The sequence below is a fragment of the Streptomyces sp. NPDC048612 genome, from assembly GCF_043199295.1.
Classification (GTDB): Bacteria; Actinomycetota; Actinomycetes; order Streptomycetales; family Streptomycetaceae; genus Streptomyces.
On the sequence record NZ_JBICVV010000021.1, the window covers coordinates 124,827 to 149,620 of the forward strand.

The following is a 24,794-nucleotide window of genomic DNA, read 5'->3' on the forward strand; positions in this document are numbered from 1 at the left end:
TACACGGCAACACACTGCGCGGGGAGGTCAGTTGTCGTCCGGGTCGTCCCCGGCGTATAGCCGGGTGTCGAGGTCGCCGGCCCAGGCCAGGGCCCAAGCGCGCAGGTCCTCTATCTGTTCAGGGCTCAGTCCGTAGTCGGCGAAGTCCTGGTCGTCCCACCACTCGGCGCCGGTGAGGCGGTCGTGCAGGTCGTGCAGGCTGAACTCGAAACGGGCGTGGCGGCGGCCGAGATTTTCCAGGTCAGGGGTGGAGCGGTGCCGGGTGGCGGCGTGGACGTCGATGAGGTCGCGGACCGCGCCGCGGTCGGCGAGGGCGCGGACCTTGGTGCCGATCACGTCGTCCAGCGCGAGAACCGGCCCGTACTCGGTGACCGTGGGCGGCGCCCAGAACGCTTCCTTGAGGACGTCGACCTCGCACTCCTCGCCTGTGGCGGGGTCGGTGGCGATGAGCCGGCCCGATAGCGGACTGGACTCGATGTGCCGGATGCCCCAGCCGCGCTCGGCCAGGCCGTCGCCGACGGTGCGGATGATCTCGTCGATAGGGGCCGGGTTCTCGGTGGCCACGTCCAGGTCCTGGGAAAGCCTGTCGACCAGACCGTGGGCCTGTACGGCGTACCCGCCGGTGATCACCAGCGGGTAGGGGGTGCCGATAGTGAGGACGTCGGCCAGGAGCCGGCGGTGCAGATCTGTGAGGTTCACGCGGCTGTCGCGGCCGTCGCGGTGGGGAGCTCGGGGAATGCGCCTTCCCACACGTCTCTGATCGGGCGGCTGATCAGCGTGCGCAGGACGGGCCACTGCGCGATGAGCAGGTCCCGGTTCAGAAAGTCGATCAGGTCCTGACGTTGTCCTTCGGCCAGGACGGTGCGGTACAGGCTCATCCGGGAGCGCGGCTGCTCCAGGCCGTAGGAGCGGCGGCCAGACCAGACCACGTGCAGCGGCAGGTCGACCGTGCCGTGGGTGGGACCGGCCAGGTCCTTCAGCTGTGTGGGCAGCCGCTGTGCGTACTGGGCACACAGCAGCTCGAACGCGTTCGGCACCGGAAACGAAGGAGACTGCACGGCCATGCCCCGATTATCCCCTGCCGAGGCTCTGACGGGTACCGCGGGGGCGTACCCGTGTGGCGCGCAGGTGCTCGCGCCTGGCAGTGACCAGGCTGTTCCAGCGGGTGCGGGTGGCGTGCTCGCCGTCGAGCCATTGAGCCGGGGAGCCGGGATCGGTGGGGGAGTGGCGGTCGGCCATGAAGTGGGCGATGTCGGTGTAGTAGGCGTAGTCGCCGCTGCTGGTCAGCTCGCGCAGCCGGCCGATGCTGGCAGCGATGCCTTCGTGGTCGTCGCGGATGGCGTGGTGGAAGCACAGGGTGAGCTCCAGCGTCGCTTCCACGGAGGCCAGGCCGGCGACGTTGATGTCGGTGCGCAGTGAGTGTGCGCGGTCCTCGACTTCCGTGGTGGTGCCGGCGTCGCGGGCGAGGGCGGCGATCTTGGTGGTGAGGGTGGTGGCGCGCAGGTCGAGTCCGGCCAGCAGCTGCTCGGCGAGGTCGAGTTCGTCGTCGGCGCGGGCCGGGTCGGTGAAGGCGAGGGTGAACGCCCGTTGTGCCTGAGAGGTGGCCCGCTCGCCGGCGACGCCGTTTTCTTCGGCTTCGGTCCGGGCTGCTTCGTACGCGGCTGCCGCGCGGTCCATGTCGCCGTGCGGCCACCACACGTCGCCTTCGATGCGGTGGTGGCGGCCGGCCCAGCCGAGGGTGCGGGCTGTGGCCAGGGCGGTGGGGAAGTCGCCGGCGGACCGGGCAAGGTGGGCCAAGCCGCGCCGGGCGGCAGGGGCGAGCCGGCCGTCGCCGTCGGCGACGAGTTGCATTCCGCGGCGGGAGGCGGCGGAGCGGCCGAGGTCGCGTTGGGCCTTGGCCAGGTAGTAGACGGCCATCTCGTGCAGTTCGTCCGGCAGCCGGCCGGTGTCGACCACCGCGGTGAGCCGGTCGGCGGTGCGCTCGCGGTGCTCGTGCTGGCGCCGGGCGAGGGCGCTGAGCATCTCCACCAGGGCGTCGGCCGCCGTCTCCAGGTGGTCGTCGGGTCGATCGTGCTGGGCTGCGGCGGCGAGTGGTTCCCAGACTGAGTCGCTGACGTAGGTCCAGGCCGCTTGCGTCAGCCAGCCGAGGTCGAGCCGGAAGTCGCGGGCGAGGGTCAGGCCCTGGCGCAGGCAGCCGATCAGCACCATCCGGCCGGGCGCCGTGCTGGTGGTCCACTGCTCGCCGAGGGCGGCGAAGGCGCGTTCGGCGGCCTGCTGCCAGTCGCGCGGTGACCAGCGGTCGTCCGAGGCGTCGTCGGCGGTGCGCAGGGCGGAGCGGATCAGGGCGTGGAGGTGGAAGGGCCACAGACCGAACGGGTTCTGCTGGACGAAGGGGCGCTCCAGCAGGCGGAGAGCCGGTGCGTCATGGGTCGTGCTGGCGGCCTGGGTGGCCAGGGCGAGGTCGAAGGCGTCGAGGAGGCTGACCGAGCGCAGGACATGGCGTTCGTCGGGGGTGAGGTCGGACAGGGTGCGGGCGATCAGGGCCGGGAAGTCGTGGTCGAAGTCGGCTGGCTGAGGGGTGCGGCCGGTGCGCCGGATCTCCAGGAACCGCATCACGGACAGGTCAAGGTGGAGCGGCAGTCCGTGGGAGCGGGCGGTGATGACCTCCCGTAGTTCTTGGCCGATGAGGGGCTGTCCGGCGCTGGTGAGGCGGCGGGCGAGGTAGTCGTCGCAGTCCTCGGGGGAGAAGTCGCCGATCAGGATCTGCCGGGCGCGGACGCCTGCCGTGGCGGTGCGGGCGTGCGGGAGGGTGTGGTCGGCCAGGCCGGGCCAGGCCGTGGGGCCGGTCCAGTCGAGCTGGCCTTGCAGGGCCTCGTCGGCCCATTGCAGCCGGCTGCGGCCGGTGATGACGAAGAAGGCGTTCGGCATCAGCCACACGACGCGCTGCAGGAGCTGCTCCAGGTCCCGGTGGGTGCGGTCGCCGGTCTCCTCGAAGGCGTCCAGCAAGATCACCGGAGTCACTGTCTTGTCCGCGGGCAGCTGGGCGAGCTCCCAGGCCAGAAGGTGCGGATAGTAGGACAGCGCGTCCAGGTCTGGCTCGGCCTCCAGGAGGTCGGCGAGCCGGGCGCAGCCGGCCAGGGCACGGACCGACTGCCGGCGATCGCGCAGGGCTCGCACCAGCGAGCCGGTCACCTGGCCGACCGCGGTGCCGACGGAGCCCGGCAGCAGCAGCGCCTGGGCGACGTCGCCGAGCGCGGACTGCATCTGCTGCGGCAGCGCCTTGCCGAACCGGCTCGCCAGCCCACCGCGGCGCAGGAACTCCTCCAGAGGTTCGCCGGGGTGGTGGTGTTCCCAGTACCGGCGCAGCGCCAGGTCGAAGGCGGGAAGGGGCCGGCCGAGCTGGGCGAGCGCGAGCCGGATCGTGAGGACGACACGCTCGAAGTCGGTGTTGGCGGAGCGGGCAAGGTCGATGCGTACCGGCAGGACCCGTCCGGTGGGCCAGGTGTGGGGCGGCCACTGGGCAGGCCGGTCCTCGCTGCTGGCGAAGGAGGCTTCAAGCTTGCGGGAGAGCGTCGTCTTCCCGATGCCGCCGACACCGTGGAAGACCAGCACATTGCGCCGGGGCGCCTCGAGGTCTTCGACGTCGAAGACCGCCTCGCCGGTGCGCCGCACGTGCTCGGCGAGCACGGCCGCGACCGCCTCCCACTGCGTCTGCCTGTTGGTGAACGCCTCGTCCGTGCCTACCTGTCGGTCGTTCGTACTGAACAGCGCCCGCAGATCCCCCGCCACGCCAACCCCCACTCGATGATCAACCGGCCCCAACCTACGCCCCGCCCCTGGGGCCTTGGGACCAGCATCCCCGAAGGGCGAGGCGGCCACAGCGTGCCTTCCCGCCCTTCGCGGCTTGTCGCGTGGCTGCCGTGTGGCCGGGCCGGTAGGACAATGGCGAGTTCCCTTTCAAGATCAAAGGAGGGTGGTCGCCGTGTCCGACCCCAACACCCCCGACTTCTCCGCGCTGGAGGGAGGCGAAGAGCAGCAGGCGTTCGATGCCGTCCGTGCGGTGGTGAACTGGTACACCACGCAGATCGCGGCCGAACACCGGGCGCCGGTGTCCGATGAGAGGCGCATGGGCGAGCTGAAGGCGGCCCGGCAGGCCGCTCTCGACGACCAGGCACAGCTGGCGACCGCGGACCCGGAGGAGGCGGCCCGGGTGGCGGCCGTCTACGCGGCGCGGCTGAAGGAGCTGACGCAGTCGTAGTCCCGGTGGGGGAGCGGCAGAGGCCAGGTGGGCGGGTGCGGCGGGTCGATTCGGGCCGGCTGCACCTGTGCGGGCATCAGGGGGCGGGCGAGCGCGGCGATGTCGTCCAGCTCACGGCGGTGCCGGGGCAGTGCCGTGCGAAGCGCCCGGTACAGCGTGAGGAACTGGGCCGCTTCCTGCTCGGTGTAGGGCCGGTGCCGCTCCGCTGCCAGTGCCCACGCCGCTCGCCGGCCGTCTCCGTGCTCCTGGCGCAGTAGGGCGTGGCCGTCCCGGCGGATCACCGTCACGGCGGTGACCGCGGGGTGGGAGGCGGCGAGCTCGACGACGTCGGGGACTGCGCGGAAGCACTGGCTGTGGCCGGTCTTGGTGGTGAATCGGGCGGGGAGGCCGAGTTGCTGGGCGCGGGCGTAGCGCAGCGCGGTCGCCAGGCGGCTGTCGGCTTCCCGGACGGCCAGCACCACCAGCTCGACGGGGTAGCCGTCGCTGGCGAACGGCAGCGCACTGGCCATCCACTCCTGCGCGTTGCCCGGGGCGGCCTCGATGAGCACGTCGCCGCGCCGGGAGCGCACCATCGTCTCGGCCTGGGTGAACCAGGAGCGGTAGTCGGCTCGGATCGCCGCGCCCGCACCCCGCGGATCGTCCTGGAGCAGTTGTTGGTAGTCGGGGTGGGCGGCTTTGAAGTCGTCGCCCACCAGCCGCGTCGTTCCCGGCCGCATCGCCCGCTGCACCAGGGTGGCGGCGGAGGTCTTGCTCGCGCCGGGCTGCCCGATCACGTATACCGCTCGCGGATCGGGCTGGGGCACGATGTTGCCGAGATGCGACGGCGCGATCAGCTCGTCGAAGATCCACTGATGCTCGGCGGCCGAGAGCCGGTGGTAGTCGACGCCGGGTGGCTGGAGCCGGGGCTGCGCGATCCGGCGGACCGGCTCGGCCAGGGCGGCGGCGCGCTCGGCATCCCGCTGGACGGCCAGGCGCCGGTCGTCACCTACGAGTTCGCGGTGCACGCGTCGGTCGGTGCGGGCTAGGCCCCGGCGGAATGTGGCCGTTTCCCGGGCGCTCCACGGCCGCCCCCTCTCACGCACCGTGGTCCGCTCGGCCGCCGGCCGCTGCCGCCAGGCGCCGTCGACGAGCTCGTTGTCGTAGAGCACCGTGAAGTCCCGCCGCACGACGCTGATCCGGTCAGCCAGCCCTTCGGCCTCGATGACCGCCAGCGTCCGCAGCATTTGCGTCGCGCAGGTGTCGTGGTTCTCCCACGACACATAGCGCTCCTCCGTCAGGAAGCGGTCCAGGACCCCGAGCTGGCTCCACGCCTCCGCGGCCGCCACCGCCACCACCTCAACCTGGCAGCCCGCCCTCCGGTACGCGGCAGCCGACGCGCGGAGCTCGTCGGCATCGGCGAGAGCGGACTCGATGACCGCATCGAACCCGCGGGCGCGCACATGGTCCTCGACTGCGGCCTGCCAACGGCGCGTATCGGACCGGACCTTGCCGCCTGCCGTGCGGACGTCGGCGGCCAGCAGTTCGCCGTAGCGCTGGTGCGCTGCCTTGTAGAGGTCCCGGCAGATCCGCACCGCGCCGCCGCGGTGGTCCAGCGCGGCCTGCACGAGATCTGCGATCTCGGTCTTCCCGGCCCCCGGCTGACCACCGACGATCACCACGACCGGCTGGTTCTGCGGAGTGGCACCGCTGGTAGAGGCCGGAAGGATCACCCGAGTCAGAACGCCGCGGCTTTCCTGGTCGGGCAGAGCCACCGCCACGACGTCCTCGCTCACTGCAACTCCTCCGACGGACGGCCCCATCCGAAGCCGATTTCGATCTTCACGGCGATCATAGCAGTGATACGCGATCTATGAGCGATTCAATGAGCGAAATGACGCACGCAGTGATGCGCGATCCGATAGACTCACGGTGGAGGTGACCCTGTGCCCACAGAGGAAGAAGCACTGTTCAGCGCTGTCGATGCGCTGCTGGAGCAGGTCGCTCAGGACGACCTGCCACCGCCCGTCGAACGCAAACGCCTGCGCGAGGTGGCCGGGCTGAGCCAGGCCCAGATCGCCACCGCGCTGGGCGCGCGGCGCGAGGCGGTGGGGAACTGGGAGGCCGGGCGGACCGAGCCGCGGCCGCCGAAGCGCGCCGCCTACGCCCGGCTCCTGGAGGGCCTCGCCGCGCGGTTCCCCGCCCCGGCCGCCGACGTGCCCGCCACTGCCCCGGCCCCCGCGGTCCCGGAAGCATTCACTGGTCCGGCTCCGGAGCCGGACTCGTCGCCGGCCCCGGCACCTGCCGCCGTCCCGCCGCCTCGCCCGAAGGCGGCGAACAGCACCGCCAGGTCCGCCCCGTCATCGCGGCGCCCGGGTGCGAAGAAGACGGTGGCGAAGAAGACCACGGCCGCCGACCCGCGCTTCGAGAACGGCCCGCTCGCAGTCATCGACTGCGAGGACGGGCAGGTGTCGGCGTACTGCGTCGGCGGCCTGGTCCTGGACGTGCCCGCCAAGTCCATCCCGGCGCTGGTCGACTGGACGCTGACCGAGGCCAAGCTCGGGCAGGCCCGGCTGCACCGCAACGGCCGCGACGCCGACCCGATCCTCGTCCTCACCGAGGCCGCACTGGAGCGCTACGGCCTGCCCACCGCCCTGTCGGAGGAGGAGCGGCGGGCGAGCCGACTCGCGGCCAGCCACAAGGTGGTCAAGCAGATCGACCGGGCCGGGCTCAAGATGAGCCAGCGCGGCTTCGGCCCGTGGGCCCGCATCTACCGCGACCCCGAAGGCTCGAAGCGGCGCTGCGTCCAGATGTGCGTCCTGCCCTGGAACGCCCTGGACGTCCGGGAGTGGGGCAGGAAGGACGACCCGCAGCTGCTGCTGACGATGCACTCGGCCGACCTGGTCCAGTACCTCGGTCTGTACGCGGAGCGGGTGATGACGCCGCGCGGCTCCACCGCGACGACCGGCCTGGAGCTGATGACCGCGCTGCGCCCGCCGACCCGCGCGCAGAAGGACGAGGCCACCGGGGAGTTCAAGCCCGCCTTCAACGACGACGCGCTCACCGCCAAGTACGACGTCGTACCGTGCGAGGTGCCCGACGAACACCCGATCCTGAAGGACGCGGGGTTCGCCCGGCACCACCTACGCACCCCGGCAGAGATGCTGATGGAGGAGCCCTACGACTGGTGCCGGCAGCTGACGGACGACGAGTGCATGAACCCGTACCTGGTCGTCGTCGACCTCAACATGAGCTTTGCCGCGGCCGCGAACGGCCTCACGGTCGGCCTGAACGGGCCCACCCACCTGGAGAACAACCTGGCGTTCGACCCGGCGCTGCCCGGCTCGTGGCTGGTCGACCTGAGCCACGTCGACCTGTCCCGCGTACGGGTCAACGGCCGCACGGTCGACGGCTCCCGGCTCCCGAGCCCGTTCACGCCGAAGGGCGACACCCCCGAGGGCCCGGCCTGGTACGCCACGCCCACCGTGCAGTACGCCGTGGAGCTCGGGTTCGACGTCGCGCCGATCGAGGCGTACGTGCGCACCCAGACCGGCCGCTACCTGGACTCCTGGTACAAGCGGCTGCGCGACGCGTACGTGGACACGATGGCCGACATGGGCGTCACCACCGACCTCACCGGGACGGAGTTCCTCGAGGCGATGGCGCGGCGCAAGCAGACCGACCCGACGATGGCGCTGCTGGAGACCGCGATCAAGGCGACGGCGAAGGGCGCGATCGGCAAGCTCAGGCAGCGCAGCCGCGGTCAGGTGCCGTACTACGAGCCCTACCCGGCGCTGGAGCGGTGGACGTGGCGCCCCGACATCCGGGCCGCCGTGCTGGCCAACCAGCGGACCGGCCTGCACCGCAAGCTGATGAAGACGGCGGCCGCCGCCGACCTGTACCCGGTCGCGATCGGCACCGATGCGATCGTCTACCCCTCGCCCGGCCCGTCCCCGCTGGACGTCCTGCCGCTCACGCCCGAGGGCAAGCCGGCGCCGGGCACGTTCCGGCTCGGGGTCTCGCCCGGGATGGTCAAGCACCAGGGCACCCAGACCGTCCTGTGGGCGGAAGCCCAGTTCGAGGAGCGCGGTGGGGTCTTCAACGTCTCCAACCTCATCAAGACCGACCAGAGCGCCGGAGAAGGGGAGTAGCAGACCATGGTCGACTCGCTCGGGGACAGCCTGGACCGCGCGCTGGAAGGGGCGTTCACCCGCCGCATCCCGCAGAGCGCCCAGGCTCAGATGAAGTACCTGGTCAAGCAGCTCAAGGGCACCAAGGCCGCAGCCCAAGCGCTCGGAGTCTCCCAGCGCACGGTGGAGCGGTACGTCGCGGGCAAGCTGAAGCGGCCCCGCCGGGACCTGCGCGCCCGCCTGGAGCGCGAGGTCAAGGCGCGCTGGCAGCCGCAGGTACGCGCGAAGGCGAGAAAAAAGGCGGCCTCCACCGACGGTTTCGTCGTCTCCACCCGCGCGAGGTTCGGGTTCACCGCGGCGCCGGGCACGACCGACGATGCCCGGGTCCGCGACATCACCCAGGCCCTGCCGCCCGCCTACGCCGACCGCCTGTTCACTGCCCGCGAGCAGGGCGCCAACGAGCAGCAACTCCAGCGCATCGCCGCGGAGGGCCTCGCGCAGATGTACTTCCGCGCCAACAACACCCGCGCCGACGGCCTCGGCGTGGAGTTCACCGACGTGGAGCGGATCGACATCGAGCTGTAGCGGGACGGTGCCCCCGCGGGGGCACCGTGCGGTGTGTGACTGAGCGCTTCAGTTGGCCAGTGAGCGTTCGATCTGGCCAGTTGAGCGCCGCCATTTCCCCTGGTCAGCGGGTCGTGATGCTAGAGAGCTGCACTCCTCGGAGTGCGGCCTTGGGTATCGCGCCCGCAGGCAATGGTGTGCGGGCGGAGCCCCCTGCCCTGATCCTGCCACTCAGGCCCCGTTCGCCCCGACTCGGGACCGGGTGGCCGGGGACAGCTCGCGGGTTCGAGGAAGGCGGCCTGGGCGCTCCGGACGTGGGAGCCGGGCCGGTCTCTCGAGTTTGCGCAGCTAGTGAGCCTGGAGTCGCACGGCATCTGCCGGTGCGTCAGAAGGAGTCCAGTAAAACCACTTTGAGCGATGATCAGCGAACCGGTAGGGTGCGGCCGACGCCGTTGATTGCGGCGGTCAAACGCCTGCGCGCGCGGACCGAGGTCTGCAACCGCACGACTTGGGCTCCTCTCCGCCTGCGACGGCCTCGCCGCCACACACGTAGAGCACTCGAACTGCCGCTGACCGACGTGATATCGCTACGAAACCCTGAACGGACTGAGGTTCTTCAGAGGCGGAGTGGGTGCGTGGCAGCCCGGATGGCGCCGCGTGACGCGCGGCCAACGCCGGCGTACTACACGTCGGCCATCCAAGAAGGCGCCCCATGAGCAGCAGTTCCAAGCCGGCCCGTGGCGAGACCCGTGAGATCCAGGTCATCCCGGTCAGCGGATTCCGAAACGACAACGGTGAGTTCGAGCACCGTGTCCCGCCGGTCAGCCAGACGACCAAGGCCCAGACCCAGCTCGGCAAGCTCGGCGGAGTTCTCCTTAGCCCCAGCCACATCGAGCGTCTCGCCCACCTGGCCACCGATCCCCAGGAGCTCGAGCTCAGCCGGGCTGAGCGGCACCGGACGCCGTTCGGCTGGCTGACGACGCTGAACTTCCGCGCGTACGCGCCGATGATCTCCCCTGCGGTGGAGAACGACCGGTTGCTCGCGGACGCGAGCTACGCCGCCGACCCCAAGGCGCCCCGCGGCCGACTCGCGCTGTCGATGCCGGCCCCGCACGACCGGTACGCGACGCTGGTCCACGGCGACGCGTTCGAGGCCGTGATGGAGGCCGTGGACCGGGCCGCGATCGCCGTGCAGAAGGACAACCCGCAGGACGTAGGGGAGCGCATCGTTGAGCGCTCGCTGACGCTGGTGCCGGCGACCTTCACCGGCTCCCCCGACTCGGTCGGCGAGGACTACACGGCCGTGGACGGCAACTGTCGGCTGATCTCCTGCCTGGTGCTCCTGCCGGTCGAGCGCGGATGGCTGACCGGCGACGCCCGCGACCACACCCGGATCCGGCTGCTGCCCTCGTACCTCATGCGACTGCCGCTCGTTGCCCGCCGTGAGCTCGTCCGCAAGATCGCCAAGGTGGCCCACAAGCGACTGGCGCAGTCGCCGAAGGGTACCGAGGCGGACCAGCGGGAGCGGAACGAAGCGGCGATCGCGCTCAACGCGCTCACCGTGCCGGTCCAGGTGATCGTCGGCTACGAGGACGACGACCCGCAGCGCGGGATGGAGCGCTTCCCCGCCGCTGTCCGCAGCGTGCTGGTGCGCATGAACGTGTCCGCCAAGAAGTTCTCCGCCGGCTCCCAGCACGCCGTCGTCGCCGAGGAGATGGCGACGGCCCTCTACGACGAGGGCCTGCTGGATGGCGGGCAGCCCGACAAGGACCTGGCGACGGCGCGGCGGGACGTTCTGATCGGCCGCGAGCAGGTGCCCGAGGGGATGCGCCTGCTTGGCCTGGACGACCTGCCCGACCTTCGCGTCGCCCAGATCGTCCAGGAGCTCACCCGCAAGGGGCACGCCTTCAACCGCCTCGTGCGCTCCCAGCTCGGTAAGACTGGTCTCTACCTCAGCCACCGCAACGGGCCGGTGGTGGAACTGGGACTGCGTTCGTACTCGGCGAGCGTCGAGACGCCGAAGCACCTGGACTCGATCCGCAAGGCGCTGGACACCGGCTGCCTGTGGCAGGACCTGGTCGACACCGAGTGGACGGTGGAGAACGCCGCCACGGACCAGGCCATCGACGGCCTCCGGGACCGCGCCCACGCCAACAACACCCAGGCCGCCCTCGTGCTCGGCGTGCTCGGCATGGTCGCCTTGGTGGTCACCGGTCACCTGCGGGCCGCCGCCGGCTCGGCCGAGGAGACGGTCGGCACCACCATCGCCCGTACCAGCGTCGGGCAGATCGTCAAGGGCCTCCTGGAGACCGGGCCGGGCCGCGAGCTCTTGGCCGACGCCGTGAAGCGGTCTCGGGCCCGCCGACCGCTGCGCTGGTGGGACAGCGAGTCCAAGTCCCTGGTCGAGCAGCCGTCGGACTGGGCGACCTCCACCTTCAACGCCTACCTGCGCCAGGCGGTCCGGCACGGCTTCACCTCCGAAGCGGAGCGCAACAACCCCGCCGCCAAGGAGGCCGCGAGCCTCACCCGGTTCCAGGAGGCGGTGATCACCGCGAAGGACCGGCTGATGGACCTCATCGAGATGCGCGACGAGAACGGCACTGTCGACAAGATCGCCTGGCTCGAGGTGGAGTCGACGTTCGGGATCCTCGCGGGCATCACCGCTCGCCTCGGCAAGATCGCCGAGCCGGAGCCCCTGTCGGACAGCTGGTGAGCGCCCTGGTGTGGCAGGGCGTCGCCACGATGACGCCCGAGCGCTACGCCGTGCTGGCCAGCCTGGTAGGCCCCTGGCTGGAGGAGTACCGGGACTCCCCGATCTGGATCGGGGAGGACAGCGGGAACGAGCGTCGTGCCATCTACATCCCGGTGAACGGAGAGGGCGTGGCCTGCTACTGCGGACGGACCCGACCCGAGCGGGCGCTCTGCGGGGGCGCCGCTTCGGTTCGTATCCGTCAGCACATGGCGGAGTCCAGGTCCAAGCGGGAGGAGTGGTCGGCCTACTGGGTGCTGCCGCTCCGCGCCGATACCCCGGCTGTCGTGGTTGGTGAGTTGGAACGTACGGTGGCCGCTCGCCTCGGCGTTCCCCTCGTCAATCGCCGCTGGCGTCGCCACTGACGATCCGTCCCGGGGGTGGGACAACCGCCCCCGGGACGCGACGTTTGGACGCTGATTCGCACGTACCCTCGCGCGGCCGCACGGTCGTGTGACGGAGGAGTGGAGCTACACACGTGGTGAGTACGTCCCCGGATGACGGACAGGATGGGATGATCTCGTATCCGACCACGTTCAAGGGGGGGGGGGTGGGACGTACGCGCGGCATCCTGAGCCGGTGAGCTGGTGCTGCCCCGGCCACGTGCCGGGTCCGCCGGCCCTACTGGAAGCCCGGATTCGACGGCCCCGTGAAGTTCAGCCGGGACGGCACCCTGCTCGCCGACCGGGAGGCGAAGAACGTGGTCTCCGTCCGCGACGTCGCCACCCTGCGGGAGGTCACCTCGATCAGGGCAGCCGAGCCCCCGTCCCTGCTCGTGCTCGAACCGTCCATTCTGGGACCGGCCCTGCCTGCAGGGGAGGCCTGGAAATGGGGCTTCGCCCACTTCTTCGACACCGAAGGAAAGATCCTCACCATCTCGGGAAAGGTGGTGCAGCGCTGGGAGCCGAGCACCGGCCAGGAACTCGCGAAGTTCAACGTTGGGCCCCTGCTGCCCGACGGCAAGCTGGACGTCATGATCGCCCCCGGTCCGGCGCCGAACGAGGTAGCCGTCATCGTCCTGGGCAACCCCGTCGTACGCATCGTCGACATCACCACCGGCAAGATCACGCAGAGCATCGGGACCACCGAGGACGTCCTCGCGATCCAGTTCGACCGCAGCGGCCGCCACTTCGCGCTGATGCGCCGCGGATCGATCATCGAACTCTGGCAACGCGCCCCGCCTCCCCGCAGGCCTACCGTGCGCCGCGCAAGTGAAGCTCACGAGCAGGTAGGGCCAGTCCCTTCGTTCCTCTACCAGCGCCATCACCGTATATACCGTTCCGCCGATACCCTGCCCGGCCAACGCTCAACTCGCCAAGTGAAGCACTCAGTCACAACTGTGATGAGACGAAGCACGACAGATGTCACAGAGGCAGGCTTGTTGTCACGAAGGTCGCCGGGCGGGGCCCGCGCAGGGCGACCGGCGGTATGAGACGGCTTCGGCTGATCCCTGAGCACGTCATTCGGGCCTCGCGGTAATCCGCTTGAACGACAGTCTGGAGGGTGGAACGCTTGCGCGGTGATTGCCGACCTGGCCCCCCGCTTTCTGACCTGGGACGATGTGGAGCCTGTCCGTCACCCTTTCGACAGTGCGTCGGCTCGGCAGGTGGTGCACTCGCTCGGTCCCGCCCGAAGGGTTCCCAGCCGCCCCGACGTCCCCTTCGGTGACACGGCGATCCACGCCTGGAGCTGGAGCGAGGGCAAGCCCTGGGCCTTCGCCATGTCTCAGGCCCTTGCCGAGCACTACGGCCGCTGGACCGTGGGCTGGCGCTGGGCGCATGACGAAGGGGACTTCGACGGAGGACCGATCGGGAGCTGGTGCTGCCCGCAGGACTCGATCACCACCGAGCAGGAGACGCTCGCCTGTGTCGTTGCGGCGCTGTGCGAGTGGCGCGAGTGGCTGGAGAGCCTTGCCGGGTGGTTCGACGCGTATCCGTTGGACCTCACCGAGGTCGAGGACCAACGGATCCTGTGGGAGCGGGCCGCCCGGAACCTGATCTTGCAGGTGACCGACCGCACCGGCTGCGGCAGCGGCTGGTACGGACACTGTCATCAAGTGCTCACCTGGTTCCTGAGCCGATGGGGCGTTGCTCCCGACCTTGCAAGGAAGCTGGTCGACGAGGCGATTGGCGGGCGGTTCAAGAGCTGGACCGGCCCCGACCCGGTGCTGGTCGAGGATGTCGCGGAGCGTCTCGCGCTGTCGCTGCGGCCGGACGACGGCGCACGGCCCGCCGGGCCTGCGCCGGACCACCTCGAGCGCTGGCTCGCAGTGCGCGAGTCCGTGCCATGGCAGGAGGCACCGGAAGACGCACGGGGCGAACCGGTGGTCCCGTCGCGCGATGGCGCGGCGGAGGACATCCGAGCCTTCGATGGCGCCTTGGACCCCGCCCGCGCTCGGGGCCTGCTTGCCGCCCTGGAACTGCTGCGGGCCGACGCGGCGCGCGGCGCCTTGCTCGAATTCGAGCTGATCCAGCGCTGGCAGCAGCATGTCCTGGGCACACTGAAGCCGCCGTTCCGCCACTTGCCGGCCTTCGCCAAGGCCGGCCGGGAACGCTACGGCATCAGCGCGGACACCCGAGCCCGCCTTGATGCCTGCCTGGCTCAGAGCACGCAGGACGCCAAGCGGCCCCTTCCTCTCACCGCCCGGGCAGCACGTGCCTATCTCGACGTCTGCTTCTTCCACCCCTTCGACGATGGCAACGCCCGATCCGCCTTCCTCACCCTCATTTTCGTTCTGGCCCGCGAAGGCATCGCGCTCGACGGGGTCAGCCTGCTGCGCCGCGTCACCTTCCAGGCCGGTGAGCCGCAGGACCCGCTAACCCTCGCGCGGTACGTCGAATTCCACCTTGCGGAGACCCGACGCAACACCCCCTCCCTCGACTCATAGCGGTTGGGTACAGAGATGCTGATGAGACCATCTAATTTCCTGTGTTGCATGGCCCTATCGTGCAGGTCAGACGGCGGCTGAGCGCTGGAGCCGGTGACAACTGCCGTGCTTTCCGCACTGCTGGTGACAAGTAGTGTGCTGGCCTGGTGACAACTGCCATGCCTCGCCGTGCTAACACCGCAAGTCGGCAGCCGCCGATGGTGATAACGATCGTGCTCTGGCACATGTGACTGAGCGCTTCAGTTGGCGAGCGAGCGATGGAGTTGGCGGCTGAGCACCCGCTCGCCGGAACATCTGGAAGGCCCGATGTGCGGTATCGCTAGGCTGCGCGGATGATCGTTCGCTGCCGCCAAGTCCTTAGCCCCGCGACCGGCAAGGTTGCGCCAGGGCACCCGGGTATCCGGGTGGGGGCGGACTACCCGGTCCTGGAGATCACGACCTCGGCGGACCAGGTGCTGCTCCGCATCCCCGAGCGGCTCGACACCAGCACCGACCGGGACAGCCCTGGGTTGTGGGACGCGGTCATGTTCACCGTAATCAGCGAGCGGATGCCGAGTTGCTGGGTGGCCACCCTGGACGGCGGGGTCCTGACGGTGGCGCCCCCAGAGTGGCAGCGCCCCGGGTTCTGGGAGGACTACTTCGACGCTGAACCGGCCGCGGTTGCTGAATACGACCGCAGACGAGCGGAGATCATCACTCAAGCTTGACGGAGGTGCTGAAACCCTCGGACGGTCAGCGCTCAACTCGCCAACTGAAGCGCTCATCACAGGCAATTGAGACTCAGTGCTTCAGCCGGCCGGTGAGCGAGGGAGTTGGCCTGCTGAGTCTCTGTGCCCTGTTGCCCTCACGGATGCTTCGGCCGGCCGCCAACCCGGCGGGCAGACTGCGCACATGCAGCTCCCCACCGAAGCCGTTGCCGCCACTGTGCTGATTGAGGTCGTAAGGATCTCCGCCCTCCCGACCAAGCGCGGCGCCGCGTACCCCGGCAGGGTGGTCGCCCACTGGGCCGGGAACGAGGCCGCTGATGCCCTGGCCTTGATCGAGAACCTGCCCGGCAGCGAACAGCACCGCTGCGGCTTCTCGCCAGGCTGGAGCGTCCGGGCATACGAGGAATCTCTCGATCTTGCGCTGTTCGAGGCGGCGTTCTGCTTCAGGTGCCACGAGGTCCGCATGCACGGAACGGCCGTGCCACCCACGCTGGCCACGCAGTTCTTCGACGCGGACACCCCGCCGGCCCAGGCCCTCCTGGCCCTCTTCCGCGCGGCGGCCCCGTAGCCGGCCGACCGGATGAGCGGGCTCGCGCAGCCCTCGAGCCGTTAGCTGCTCAGCATCACTGCAGTTCAGAGGCTTCCAAATGTGGCGCTCCCGTTGGCCAGACGGGCCAGCTGGAGCGCTCAGTCACAGCAATCCAGCTGCCGGGGGCGAGGCGTCTTGCATTCTACGAGTGGGGCGAGCCCGCCCAGTCATCGTTTCTGGGCCTCCTCACCGTCTTCGTCAGCGCCCGGGGTGAGTGCGTCCGCAGCGGCCGCCCAGTCCTCGGGATGCGAGACAGGCAACAGCCGAAACTGCTGCGGGTGCGTGCTGTCATACGGCGTGGCAGACGTCTTCATTCGACTGTGATCCTTGATCAGCAGCATCTCGATCACACGCGCAGCGGTTTGCAGGTCCTGCGCCGTTGTTCCGGCCGGAGTGGCTGTGGGAGACAGGACAGCGCCGTTCGCGTCGCGGTCGACGTAGAACCCTCTCTGCTTCGCCAGATTGGCCTCCCTGGCCGCGACCTCGGCTTCCGCCTGCGTCTTCTCGTGGGCCTGTTCCCAAGCCTCGTAGCTGGTTGCCGAAGTTGGCAGAGCGCTGTAGTCGCCCCAGAACTCGGCGAGTTCGTCGGCGAAGACGACGGCCTCGAGGTACTTCTTGGTGTGGTTCCGCCCGTGCCGGGTCAGAGAGTCCACCACCAGGAGCGCCTCGCCTCCGCAGCTCCAGTCAGCTTGGAAGACGTCATAGATCCAGAGCGCCTTTCCAAGCTCCTCTTGTGCCAGGACGGTGAGGGAGCGTGCCCGTCCGTAGGACCTTGCCGACAGCAGAGTGTGGGCATCGGCAATCAGTGACGAGGCATTGTCCATCAGCGCATTCCAGAACTCGCGCGCCTGCCCCGGGCTCATCTCGACCATGGCGTCAGTGTGCCCTGTCCCTTGCCGCGCGATCAGCGGTACAGCATGCCCGGCCGTGAGCGTCCCGGGCAGTCGGATCGGTCGGCGCGGACCGGCTACTGCGGGGCCGCCTCGTCCGGGGCGGTCGGCGAGCGCCGGCGGACGACGTCCGGCAGCTGGCGGGAGCAGGCGGCAGGGATGAAGAACAGCCCGATCATGCCGAGCCCGGTCACGATGGCGCTCAGCAGGCCCACCGACACTGACGGGGCGTCGACCGAGGCCACCCCGCAGAACACCGAGCTGACCGCGACAAACACTAGCGAGGCGACGATCCACTTCTCCCGCAGAGGTGAGCGGGTGCGGGCGACCACGCTCAGCCACCACGTCCAGCCCGCCATCACGCAGAACAGTACGGCCACCGGCGGCAGTAGGATGGGCGGCGCCCACCGCGCGACGTCGCTGCGGGGCAACTCCTGCCCGGTGAGGTAGCCGACCTGGACCAGCCACACCAGGTACACCGGCACCTCAACCACGATCACCACCCACATCACGAACCGCAGACCCCGTAACGCGCCCCGCTGCTCGCCCATCCCCGCGCCCTCCCCCTTCGATTACCAGGTCACGGGGGAAGGTAGCGGCGCGGCGTCAGCGCCCACCAGGGCGCCGTCACCCGCAGGGGTGGAGATCAGCCGCCGTCGATGTGGTCGAAGCCGCGCAGTACGGGGTCCAGTTCCTGCACTGCGCCGCACAGGGAGCACAGGCGGGTGCCGGGCTGTTCCGCGACGTCCAGCGCCCGCTCCAGGGGCAACAGCGGCGCGTTCTGCGGGGCCTTGGTGCAGTCGACGGCGTGGAGCACGGCGCGGCCGGGCCCGCGGCCTCCGCCGGCCCTCTGCAGCACCCAGCCCGAAGGCAGGCGCGGCCCCAGCGCCTCACGCACCGCCGAGGGAGGCGGCAGCCGCTCGGTGGGCACCGCGTCGTAGGTGACGCCGTCGACCGACCGTACGTGCTCGGGGGCGCGCACCCACACCCGGTATTCGGCGGCCTGGACGTCGCCGTCCTCGGTGTTGCGGTACACGGGCAGCCCCACCTCGTACAGCCAGCCGCGCGGCGTCTCGCGCCGGGCCCACAGCCGGGCGGCGACCTCCTGCCCGTCCGGCAGGACCACCCGCACCGGCACCGGCAGCCCGTCCGGAGGAGTCGTCGTCATACCCACCACGGTAGCCAGACCCGGCCGCGCCCCGGCGGCCCGCCGGGGCGCGGCCTCTGTCCACAGCCCCACTCCGATGGGGTGCTCGTATGACTGAAGAGGAGAAGGCAGCGCAGGCAGCCCGGACGCGCTCCAAGCTCATGGAGGGCCTCGCCCGCGCGGAGCGCGCCCTGTTCACCCGCCCCGCGCCGAAATCCGCGCGATCCCAGATGAAATTCCTTCGCAAGCGGGAGAAGGGCTCCACCAAGAGCTTGGCGGCGCGTCTGGGCGTCTCCTGCAAGACGGTGCAGCGCTACCTCTCGGGTGCCTCCACCAAGCCGACCAAGCGCCTTCAGGAGGCGCTGGTGCAGGAGACCGAGTCTGAGTGGCAACCGCAGGTCAGGGCGCAGGCGAGGCAGCGGGCGACCACCTCGGGCGGGCTCGTCATCAAGTTCCGGGCCACCCTCGGATTCACCGCGAACGGGTCCTCGGACGACGCCCGGATGCGGGACCTCACCATCGCTGTGTCGCCCTCCCACGCGGCCCTCATCCTGGCGGCGCAGGAGGAGGGTGCGACGGACACTGACCTGCACGAGGCGGTCGCGGAGGCCATCGCGGACGCCTATTTCCGTCAAGCCGGGGGCGGCTGCGCGAGCCTGGAGGTGGAATTCCGAGACGTTCAGCGGCTCGACTTCGAGTTTTAGCACCGCATAATTCACGGGTTCGATAGACCTGTCCCATGACCGCCGCACCGGCTCGCGGCAACCCGATACTCCGTCCCTTTTCCGTGACGATTGAGAGGCCCGTGTGAGTACCCCCGCCCCCCGCTTCCGCCGCCCCTTCGTTCCCGCACCCGGTGCGGCCGCGCCCCGCCAGCCGGTCGACCAAGCGAAGATCGGCCGCCGCTCGGTGCGCCGCCGTGCAGCCGGGATGACCGCCACCGAGGCCGCGGCCGCGCTCGAGGACGCCCTGCTGCAGCAGCACATGGATCGCGACCGCGAGGACCTGGCCGACGACGAGCGCTGCCCGGCCGAAGTCGCTGAGTGGGAGCGCATCGCGCAGCTGCTCGCCACCACCGACGGCGTCTACGACCCCGAGTCCGACGCCGTCGTCCGGGACGAGCTCGCCGCCGACCGGCGAGCCGAGGAAGCCGAGCAGCAGCGCCTCCAGGAACAGCAGCAGCTCGCCGCCCGCGCCGACGAACTCGCCGCGCTCGCCCAAGCCGGCCGACTCGGCCGGACCGTGGAGACCCGGCCGGGAGATGAGGCCGCCCGCGACGTCCTGGTCCACCGGGGCGAGTTCCACCCAGTGGTCGACGGCTGGCTGGCGCAGGCCCTCGCCGACCGCTCCGGCCACTACGCCGACCCGGCCAGCTCGGCCGCCGTCGACTCGCTGCCCGCGGCGGTGCGGGCCCACGCCGCCCTGCTCACCGCGCTCGCCCGCACCGGCGCCCCGGCCGCCGACAGCGAGCTGGAGTTCGCCGGCCGCCTCGCCCAAGCCGACCCGGACGCCACGAACGCCCTCGCCTCCTGGCTCGACACCGCCCTCGATCCCACCGCACCGGCGAGCGCGGGCGCGGACGGCACGGCGTGAGCGCGGCCGACGACACGGTGGTGGCCACCTGGAGCGAGCACAGCGACATCGGTCACCACTACGAGGACCTGCTCGCCAACGGCCGCGTCATCTCCTGGACCGAGCCGCCGTTCGGCGAGACGCTCCACCCCGGCGACGGCGACCCCGACTACAACCCGATCTGCGACTGCACGTGGCTCCCCCGGCAGTTCTGTCTGGGATGCGCCGGCTGTGTCGTCTGCGGGCAGTGCAACAGCCCGCACGTCTGGCCCCCACTCCGAAACTGATCACCCAGGGCAACCCCTAGTCCCCCAGCACCCCTGTGAGGAACCTGGGGGACTAGGGCCGGAAATGGGCAAAGTTGTCCGTTGCGCCTAGGGGGTTTCCCTCTCGAATCCCCAGGCGACCGGGCTCCTGTGAGGCGACCTGTGAGCCTGGGGGTGAGCGCCCCTCCAGGCCCGATCTGATCACCGAACGTAACTGAAAGGGTGTCACGCGCCCTGTCACGCCCGGGTGTCACGCTGCCGCCTGTCGCGGGACACCAGTCGCCCGGATGCCCGAATGAGGCTGTTGCCCGGTGCGATCCGGCCCCCGGACTCCGCGTGACACCCGAACTCCGGCACCACCGCGCCCATCACGCTCCGCACGCGAACCGACGACCTTGGACTTCTGACCTGTGTAGTCGAAGCCCTGTTTCCCCTGGTGGACGACCTGACCTGTGTACCTGTGTACCTGTGTACCAGTCGGCCCTTCCAGGCCGCTCCATTCCTCAGGCCGGACGATGCGTTGCTGGCGCAGCAGGACCCAGGACCCACCTGACTGGGTCCTGGGTCCCCCGTTTTCCCTGGTGGAGAGCCCACGACTCGACTGGGCCCTGGGTCCAGGCGCCGGTTCGTGCGTACCGGGGTCCAGCGGTCCGCTCCGGCGATACCGTGGTCAGACCCGCCAGAGACAGCCAGGAGCCCCGGATGAGCCAGCAGCCGGCCACCGCGCCCGTGCCCGACCGCCAGCCCCTCGACGAGCACGCCGCCGACTCGGTCCGCGCGTACGCAGCCGCGGAGCGCGCCAAGACGGACGTCCTCGCCTCGGTGCTGGAAGACATCGCCGCCCACGGCTACCCGACCCCAGAGAGCGGCGTGCCGTGGGAAACAGCCCGCGACGCCCACCTGCAGCGCCTCGCCGGTGAACAGCCCCGTGTCGCCTGACGGTGCGCGGCGGTCCCGCGTCGTTCTGGTGGAGCCCGCGCTCACCCAGCTCGAGAAGCTCACCGGCGGCGAGACGCACCGCCTGGACCGCGCGATCGTCGCGATCAGCGTCAACCCCGAGATCGGCACCCCGGTGCCCGACACCCTGCTGCGCGACTACGTCGACGAGGTCGACTCGGTACGGGTCATCTACTACGTGACCGCGCTGCGCACCATCACGATCGTGGCGTATGTCGAAGCCTGACTGCTGAACGGTGGTGCCCCGGATCTGTCGGGTCCGGGGCACTGCTGTGTCTGCTGCACGGTGCAGCAGGTCGGTGGGTGAGGCGTGGGTGGTGGTGCTGCTTGGTATCCGGGCACGGGTGGTTCTGGGGTGTGGTGGGTGCTGGTCGGTGGCCGGGTGGTTGTGGGCGCTGGAGAGCGATGACACTGCACGGCCGGCCCGGTGGCACGGGTGCTGCTCGGGCAGCAGCGGTGCTGCAAGAGCAGCGGCGCCGTGCAGCAAACGGTCTGCTGCACGGCGCCGCTGCAGGGATGTCAGCTGCTGCCGGTGGCCCACTGCTCCATCGCACTCGGGTCCTTCTTCAGCAGGGTGTCGCGGCGGGACTGCGCGGTGGCACGGGTGACGCTCGTTGCCTTCGCGAGGGCGCCGTACGAGCCGCCCTGTGCGGCGTGTTCACGCACTGCGGCGTCCCGAACTCCCTCCACTCGCTCCAGCAGCGCGGTGGTGCCGCTCAGGGTCGTGGAGAGGCCGTCCACGGACGCGGTGCCGGCGCGCAGCTGCGCCATGCCGTGCAGCACGGTGCCGAGCAGCGCGGCCAGCTGCTCGCCGTCGTTGCCGAGCGCGGCGGCGGCCTCGGCAGTGAGCGGGACCAGGAGCTGGTCCTGGTGGTCGTCGTGGTGTCCTTCGGTGCCCACGGGTGCCCTTCCTCGGGTGGATCGGCTAGCGGTCGGCGGTGGTCCAGCCCTGGCCGGGCCGGTTGCGGATGATGCCGCCGGGGGTGTGCAGCTGCCCGGAGGTGTCGCCCAGGCCCAGGGCGTCGATCTTGTCCAGCAGCGCGGCGGCCTGCTCCGCGAGCTCGCGGGCCTGCTCCTGACGGGCGCGAAGTTCTTCGGCGGTTCCGACGAACACGGTGTCTCCCTCGGTCGGCGGGTCGCGGTCAGGCGGCCTGGAGGTAGCGGGCGGCGGCGTCGACGAAGGCGTCGTGCGCGGCCAATGCGGCCTCACGGGCACCGGCCAGCTGCTCGGTCGTGCCGTCCGTGTCGCGCATCGCGTACGTCAGCGTGACCATCTCGTCCGCCGCGGCGCGCACCGTCTGGTCCTCGATGAGCACCCGCAGCGCGGTCCGCGGCCGGGTGACCGCGGACCGCGTCATGTCGCTCTTCTCCCGCAGGGCCTCGACCCGTTCGCCGCCGGCGCCCGTCAGGACGGCGACGCCGCGCCTCCACATCGCCAGGCGGTGCTCGCTGACGGCGCAGGCGAGAGCGGTGACGGCCTCCAGTCGGTCACGGCGGATCGCCTCGCTGTGGGTGACTCGCACCGACCGCTCGGCGACGCGCTGCTGGAAGCGCCCCGAGACGATCGCGCCGAGCAGCGTGCCGACGATCGCGAGGCTGGCGGTGATGAGTGTGGCTAACACGTGGGCTCCCCTTCCGGTGTATGAACTTCAATGCATTCACTGTATGGAACTTCATACACTTAGGCAAGGTGGCCGCTCGTGATTCTTTTCGCCCGCCCCTTTGAACTGCACGTTTCCCACCCGAGGGAACCGTGTGCCCGCATCTGACACACCACCCCCGCACGCAAAAGCGGCGCCGCTCCCTCCAGTGAGGGGCAGCGCCGCTGATGTCGTGTCACCCGGCCGGGTCAACCCACAGCGTGAAGCGAGCCGCGGCGCTTGCCCGCAGCGGCCTTCTTCGCGGCGGCGAGGGCGGCCCGCTTCTTGCGCTGTTCGGCGAGCTGGTCCTGGTAGGCCGCGACGGCCTTGTGGTAGCTGGCCAGGTACTCCTTCTTGTCCAGGCGGTCGGCCTTGGGCATCGCCCTGACCGCGGCCTCGGCCTCCTCCGGGGAGGTGTAGCCCGCCAGCATCGGGTTGATCTGATACACGCCGTTGCGGACCTTTTTCACCAGCCTGGCCAGCTCCAGACTCCGCAACGCGGCGTTCACGCTTGGTCGGCTGAGCCCGAGCAGCTCCCCGAGGGTTGCCTGGTCCATCGCGATGCGGCCCCCCGGTTCGCTACGCCCCCGGAGCTTGAGCAGTGCCCGGTAGGCGGCCGGCGGCAGGTCCAGGTCGGCGAGAAGGCTGTCGGCATTGGTCGCCGCCCACTTCAAGGTACTCACTGGGCTGATCCCTCCTCCTGGCGCTGCGCACGGGCCAGTCGGCGTGCAGCGCGTTGTTCGGCCCGCTTCTTCCGTACTTTCTCGATCGCCTCACGCATGTGCTCCAGCGACGGGAACCGCACCAGATCCGGCAGGCTCTCATCCTTGCGGATCTTCGCGATCGTCTTGTCCTGGTCGACCTGCACATACTCGGCTTCGACCAGCTCGGTGCCCGGGATGAACTCGGCTACACGGTACGAGTAGGGCGGGTTGAACTGGTAGACACCGCGGCGCACCTTGAAGACGATGCCATGGCTCATGACCTCCTGCACCGCCTCATTGACCTTCCCTCGGTGCACGTCCAGCACCGTGGCCATCTCCTCCTGCGTCAGCTCGATCTGACCGCCGGCCTTCTGGCAGGCAATCATCAGCAGGATCACCCGCAGCGGCAGCGCCTCACGGAAGTACTGCGAGATCAGGAAGAAGAACTCCAGCGAGTCCATGGAGAAGGCTTTGGGCCGCTCTGGCGTGTCGTAGACCTCCAGCGGCTTCCGCTCACTGCTCACCGAGACCTTGCGCCGCGGGTACTTGCGAGCCAACGAGTCGAGATTCTCAACCGGTTGGACCGGTTTGGACCACGCCTGGATCTCATCATCCAGCGGCAGCTCAGGGCGGCGCGGCGTGCGCTTCGGTGCGGGACGGCGGCGCTGTGGCTCGGGTGGCACGAGGCTGCTCTCCACTTCACTGATCTTGGACGACGGCAGTATGTCAGTCACGCCGACATATATGTCGGCCTCGCTGACGTTCCGGCGTGTTGTGTCGCTCCTGGGGGGACACAACTCCACCCCTGCGAGCTCCAGCGGGCCGCCCAACTCGGCGCCCACGGAATGTCGGCCTGGCTGACGTTTTCCGCTACTAGGTGTCGGCCTGGCTGACGTTTCAGCGTTGATGTGTCTCCTCAGCCGGTACACATCGCTGCCGGTATGTACCGGCTGAGGTGACACATCGGCTCGGCCGCGCCCCTCTGACCAGCAGGTTCTTGATCTCGGTAGGTATTAGGTGGCTGAGGTCCACGCGAACCGCGCCACCCACGGCGCATCCAACAGCTACGTCCGCTGTCCCGGTGCCCCGACAACCGACGGTCCCAACCACGGATGCCGCACCGTGCGTAGCTCTCATTCGCATCGGCACTCGAACGACACTCGGTACGTTTCGGCTAATCACCCGCGAACGCTCCCGTTCACGTTTTCACTGTTTCCAGTGCCACCATTTCTGGCACTCCATTTCAGCTAGGTACGCCCTTTCTCTACTAATTCTCTGCCTCTGCTGCAAACATATTCGAGCGTCTTTTCTCGGCGCAGAGGGTGCAGCGCCACCATTCCAGAGTCAATCTAGCTAGCATCTTTGAAACACGCAGCGGCTTCGCGCGTCTTGGATCGGCCTGACCTGTGTTCGGCCTCTCACTCTTCCCGACTACCCGTCACCCCTCCCCTCTTGCTTGCCGTTTGGGCCGTCATGCCCGTGGGTGGGCCGCGCGGAGCGTGGCGCGCCTTGCCCGCGCGGGAGTTGGGGGTGCGCCCCGGGTGGCTGGAGCGCAGCGGAGGCCACGGGTCGGCCGGAGGCCGGCAGGCGGCCCGCAACGCGGGCTGCCTGCCCTGCGGTTGGCGGTGGGCGCGCAGCGCGTGCCGCCGCGGTGAGCGGAGCGAGCCGCATCCGCTCACGCGGAGCGGGAGCGGCCGGGGAGCGTAGCGACCCGGCTCGCTTCTTCGGGCGCAGCCCGAAGGGACCCGCTCCGCGGGG

General features: G+C 70.1%; 26 protein-coding genes. 14 read left to right on the forward strand and 12 right to left on the reverse strand.

Translation table 11 applies throughout. The annotated features are described in order from the left end of the window. Positions 1-27 precede the first annotated feature (27 nt). The 3 genes from ACGFN2_RS27425 to ACGFN2_RS27435 are packed head-to-tail and all read right to left on the reverse strand — an operon-like array spanning position 28 to position 3,789. Positions 28-699: a nucleotidyl transferase AbiEii/AbiGii toxin family protein gene (locus ACGFN2_RS27425; RefSeq protein ID WP_393365027.1), complete on the reverse strand. Its 672-nt coding sequence runs from the start codon at positions 697-699 to the stop codon at positions 28-30. Beyond that, the gene (locus tag ACGFN2_RS27430) at positions 696-1,064 is read right to left on the reverse strand and encodes a hypothetical protein (RefSeq protein ID WP_393365030.1); all 369 of its coding nucleotides are present in this window, start codon (positions 1,062-1,064) and stop codon (positions 696-698) included. Before ACGFN2_RS27430 ends, ACGFN2_RS27425 begins: the two co-directional genes overlap by 4 nt. Before the next feature lie 7 nt (positions 1,065-1,071). Continuing rightward, positions 1,072-3,789 carry an ATP/GTP-binding protein gene (locus ACGFN2_RS27435; RefSeq protein ID WP_393365033.1) on the reverse strand — a complete coding sequence of 906 codons (2,718 nt, stop codon included), beginning with the start codon at positions 3,787-3,789 and terminating at the stop codon, positions 1,072-1,074. Between the two features lie 193 nt (positions 3,790-3,982). Here ACGFN2_RS27435 and ACGFN2_RS27440 point away from each other — a divergent pair, with 193 nt between their 5' ends. Next, positions 3,983-4,258 (forward strand): hypothetical protein, encoded by a 276-nt coding sequence (locus ACGFN2_RS27440; RefSeq protein ID WP_393365036.1) that lies wholly within the window; start codon positions 3,983-3,985, stop codon positions 4,256-4,258. Here ACGFN2_RS27440 and ACGFN2_RS27445 read toward each other — a convergent pair. Further along, positions 4,222-6,030 (reverse strand): zeta toxin family protein, encoded by a 1,809-nt coding sequence (locus ACGFN2_RS27445; RefSeq protein WP_393365039.1) that lies wholly within the window; start codon positions 6,028-6,030, stop codon positions 4,222-4,224. The genes ACGFN2_RS27440 and ACGFN2_RS27445 overlap by 37 nt on opposite strands. A 150-nt stretch (positions 6,031-6,180) precedes the next feature. Here ACGFN2_RS27445 and tap point away from each other — a divergent pair, with 150 nt between their 5' ends. The 8 genes from tap (at position 6,181) to ACGFN2_RS27485 (ending at position 15,839) form a co-directional block, all read left to right on the forward strand. Continuing rightward, positions 6,181-8,385 (forward strand): telomere-associated protein Tap, encoded by a 2,205-nt coding sequence (tap, locus tag ACGFN2_RS27450; RefSeq protein ID WP_393365041.1) that lies wholly within the window; start codon positions 6,181-6,183, stop codon positions 8,383-8,385. Positions 8,386-8,391: 6 nt separating this feature from the next. Continuing rightward, entirely contained in the window at positions 8,392-8,949 is a 558-nt protein-coding gene (gene tpg / locus ACGFN2_RS27455) for a telomere-protecting terminal protein Tpg (RefSeq protein ID WP_393365044.1), read from the forward strand. 691 nt (positions 8,950-9,640) lie between these two features. Next, entirely contained in the window at positions 9,641-11,641 is a 2,001-nt protein-coding gene (locus ACGFN2_RS27460; RefSeq protein WP_393365047.1) for a hypothetical protein, read from the forward strand. Continuing rightward, positions 11,638-12,042, forward strand: a complete 405-nt coding sequence (locus ACGFN2_RS27465; protein WP_176156439.1) for a hypothetical protein — start codon at positions 11,638-11,640, stop codon at positions 12,040-12,042. Before ACGFN2_RS27460 ends, ACGFN2_RS27465 begins: the two co-directional genes overlap by 4 nt. Positions 12,043-12,326: 284 nt before the next feature. Next, a complete protein-coding gene (locus ACGFN2_RS27470) occupies positions 12,327-13,109 on the forward strand; it encodes a hypothetical protein (RefSeq protein ID WP_393365051.1) in 783 nt (260 codons plus the stop codon). Between the two features lie 87 nt (positions 13,110-13,196). Then, entirely contained in the window at positions 13,197-14,564 is a 1,368-nt protein-coding gene (locus ACGFN2_RS27475) for a Fic family protein (protein WP_393365053.1), read from the forward strand. A 332-nt stretch (positions 14,565-14,896) separates the two neighbouring features. Continuing rightward, entirely contained in the window at positions 14,897-15,271 is a 375-nt protein-coding gene (locus ACGFN2_RS27480; RefSeq protein ID WP_393365055.1) for a hypothetical protein, read from the forward strand. Between the two features lie 184 nt (positions 15,272-15,455). Further along, complete coding sequence (locus ACGFN2_RS27485; RefSeq protein WP_393365057.1) at positions 15,456-15,839, forward strand: hypothetical protein; 384 nt, start codon at positions 15,456-15,458, stop codon at positions 15,837-15,839. Between the two features lie 188 nt (positions 15,840-16,027). Here the strand turns inward: ACGFN2_RS27485 and ACGFN2_RS27490 are convergent, their stop codons facing one another. From ACGFN2_RS27490 to ACGFN2_RS27500, 3 genes are all read right to left on the reverse strand, one after another. Further along, positions 16,028-16,732 (reverse strand): AbiV family abortive infection protein, encoded by a 705-nt coding sequence (locus ACGFN2_RS27490; protein WP_393365059.1) that lies wholly within the window; start codon positions 16,730-16,732, stop codon positions 16,028-16,030. A 95-nt stretch (positions 16,733-16,827) separates the two neighbouring features. After that, positions 16,828-17,301: a hypothetical protein gene (locus tag ACGFN2_RS27495; RefSeq protein WP_393365061.1), complete on the reverse strand. Its 474-nt coding sequence runs from the start codon at positions 17,299-17,301 to the stop codon at positions 16,828-16,830. Between the two features lie 95 nt (positions 17,302-17,396). Further along, positions 17,397-17,918: a DUF6233 domain-containing protein gene (locus ACGFN2_RS27500; RefSeq protein WP_393365063.1), complete on the reverse strand. Its 522-nt coding sequence runs from the start codon at positions 17,916-17,918 to the stop codon at positions 17,397-17,399. Positions 17,919-18,007: 89 nt separating this feature from the next. Between ACGFN2_RS27500 and tpg (ACGFN2_RS27505) the strand changes: the two genes are divergently transcribed. The 5 genes from tpg (ACGFN2_RS27505) (at position 18,008) to ACGFN2_RS27525 (ending at position 20,918) form a co-directional block, all read left to right on the forward strand. Then, a complete protein-coding gene (gene tpg, locus ACGFN2_RS27505; protein ID WP_393365065.1) occupies positions 18,008-18,601 on the forward strand; it encodes a telomere-protecting terminal protein Tpg in 594 nt (197 codons plus the stop codon). Between the two features lie 103 nt (positions 18,602-18,704). Then, a complete protein-coding gene (locus ACGFN2_RS27510) occupies positions 18,705-19,490 on the forward strand; it encodes a hypothetical protein (protein WP_393365067.1) in 786 nt (261 codons plus the stop codon). Beyond that, positions 19,487-19,756, forward strand: a complete 270-nt coding sequence (locus tag ACGFN2_RS27515) for a hypothetical protein (RefSeq protein WP_393365069.1) — start codon at positions 19,487-19,489, stop codon at positions 19,754-19,756. Before ACGFN2_RS27510 ends, ACGFN2_RS27515 begins: the two co-directional genes overlap by 4 nt. A gap of 681 nt (positions 19,757-20,437) precedes the next feature. Continuing rightward, positions 20,438-20,674, forward strand: a complete 237-nt coding sequence (locus ACGFN2_RS27520) for a hypothetical protein (RefSeq protein WP_393365071.1) — start codon at positions 20,438-20,440, stop codon at positions 20,672-20,674. After that, on the forward strand, positions 20,664-20,918 hold the full coding sequence (locus ACGFN2_RS27525) for a hypothetical protein (protein ID WP_393365073.1): 255 nt from the start codon (positions 20,664-20,666) through the stop codon (positions 20,916-20,918). Before ACGFN2_RS27520 ends, ACGFN2_RS27525 begins: the two co-directional genes overlap by 11 nt. Positions 20,919-21,211: 293 nt before the next feature. Here ACGFN2_RS27525 and ACGFN2_RS27530 read toward each other — a convergent pair whose 3' ends face one another. The 5 genes from ACGFN2_RS27530 to ACGFN2_RS27550 all read right to left on the reverse strand — a co-directional run bounded on the left by ACGFN2_RS27530 (position 21,212) and on the right by ACGFN2_RS27550 (position 23,770). Then, the gene (locus tag ACGFN2_RS27530; protein WP_393365075.1) at positions 21,212-21,592 is read right to left on the reverse strand and encodes a hypothetical protein; all 381 of its coding nucleotides are present in this window, start codon (positions 21,590-21,592) and stop codon (positions 21,212-21,214) included. A 25-nt stretch (positions 21,593-21,617) separates the two neighbouring features. Further along, the gene (locus ACGFN2_RS27535; RefSeq protein ID WP_393365077.1) at positions 21,618-21,806 is read right to left on the reverse strand and encodes a hypothetical protein; all 189 of its coding nucleotides are present in this window, start codon (positions 21,804-21,806) and stop codon (positions 21,618-21,620) included. Between the two features lie 28 nt (positions 21,807-21,834). Next, on the reverse strand, positions 21,835-22,314 hold the full coding sequence (locus ACGFN2_RS27540; protein WP_393365079.1) for a hypothetical protein: 480 nt from the start codon (positions 22,312-22,314) through the stop codon (positions 21,835-21,837). A 227-nt stretch (positions 22,315-22,541) separates the two neighbouring features. After that, on the reverse strand, positions 22,542-23,015 hold the full coding sequence (locus ACGFN2_RS27545; RefSeq protein WP_393365081.1) for a MarR family transcriptional regulator: 474 nt from the start codon (positions 23,013-23,015) through the stop codon (positions 22,542-22,544). Then, positions 23,012-23,770, reverse strand: a complete 759-nt coding sequence (locus tag ACGFN2_RS27550) for a hypothetical protein (RefSeq protein WP_393365083.1) — start codon at positions 23,768-23,770, stop codon at positions 23,012-23,014. The genes ACGFN2_RS27545 and ACGFN2_RS27550 overlap by 4 nt, the downstream gene beginning before the upstream one ends. Positions 23,771-24,794: the final 1,024 nt, after the last annotated feature.

What these genes read in the sequence shown, in the direction of transcription:
- tpg (WP_393365065.1), top strand. Translation starts at nt 18,008, where the DNA reads ATGACTGAAGAGGAGAAGGCAGCGCAGGCAGCCCGGACGCGCTCCAAG.
- ACGFN2_RS27490 (WP_393365059.1), bottom strand. Translation starts at nt 16,732, where the DNA reads ATGGTCGAGATGAGCCCGGGGCAGGCGCGCGAGTTCTGGAATGCGCTG.
- ACGFN2_RS27480 (WP_393365055.1), top strand. Translation starts at nt 14,897, where the DNA reads ATGATCGTTCGCTGCCGCCAAGTCCTTAGCCCCGCGACCGGCAAGGTT.
- tpg (WP_393365044.1), top strand. Translation starts at nt 8,392, where the DNA reads ATGGTCGACTCGCTCGGGGACAGCCTGGACCGCGCGCTGGAAGGGGCG.
- ACGFN2_RS27495 (WP_393365061.1), bottom strand. Translation starts at nt 17,301, where the DNA reads ATGGGCGAGCAGCGGGGCGCGTTACGGGGTCTGCGGTTCGTGATGTGG.
- ACGFN2_RS27520 (WP_393365071.1), top strand. Translation starts at nt 20,438, where the DNA reads ATGAGCCAGCAGCCGGCCACCGCGCCCGTGCCCGACCGCCAGCCCCTC.
- ACGFN2_RS27500 (WP_393365063.1), bottom strand. Translation starts at nt 17,918, where the DNA reads ATGACGACGACTCCTCCGGACGGGCTGCCGGTGCCGGTGCGGGTGGTC.
- ACGFN2_RS27430 (WP_393365030.1), bottom strand. Translation starts at nt 1,064, where the DNA reads ATGGCCGTGCAGTCTCCTTCGTTTCCGGTGCCGAACGCGTTCGAGCTG.
- ACGFN2_RS27460 (WP_393365047.1), top strand. Translation starts at nt 9,641, where the DNA reads ATGAGCAGCAGTTCCAAGCCGGCCCGTGGCGAGACCCGTGAGATCCAG.
- ACGFN2_RS27485 (WP_393365057.1), top strand. Translation starts at nt 15,456, where the DNA reads ATGCAGCTCCCCACCGAAGCCGTTGCCGCCACTGTGCTGATTGAGGTC.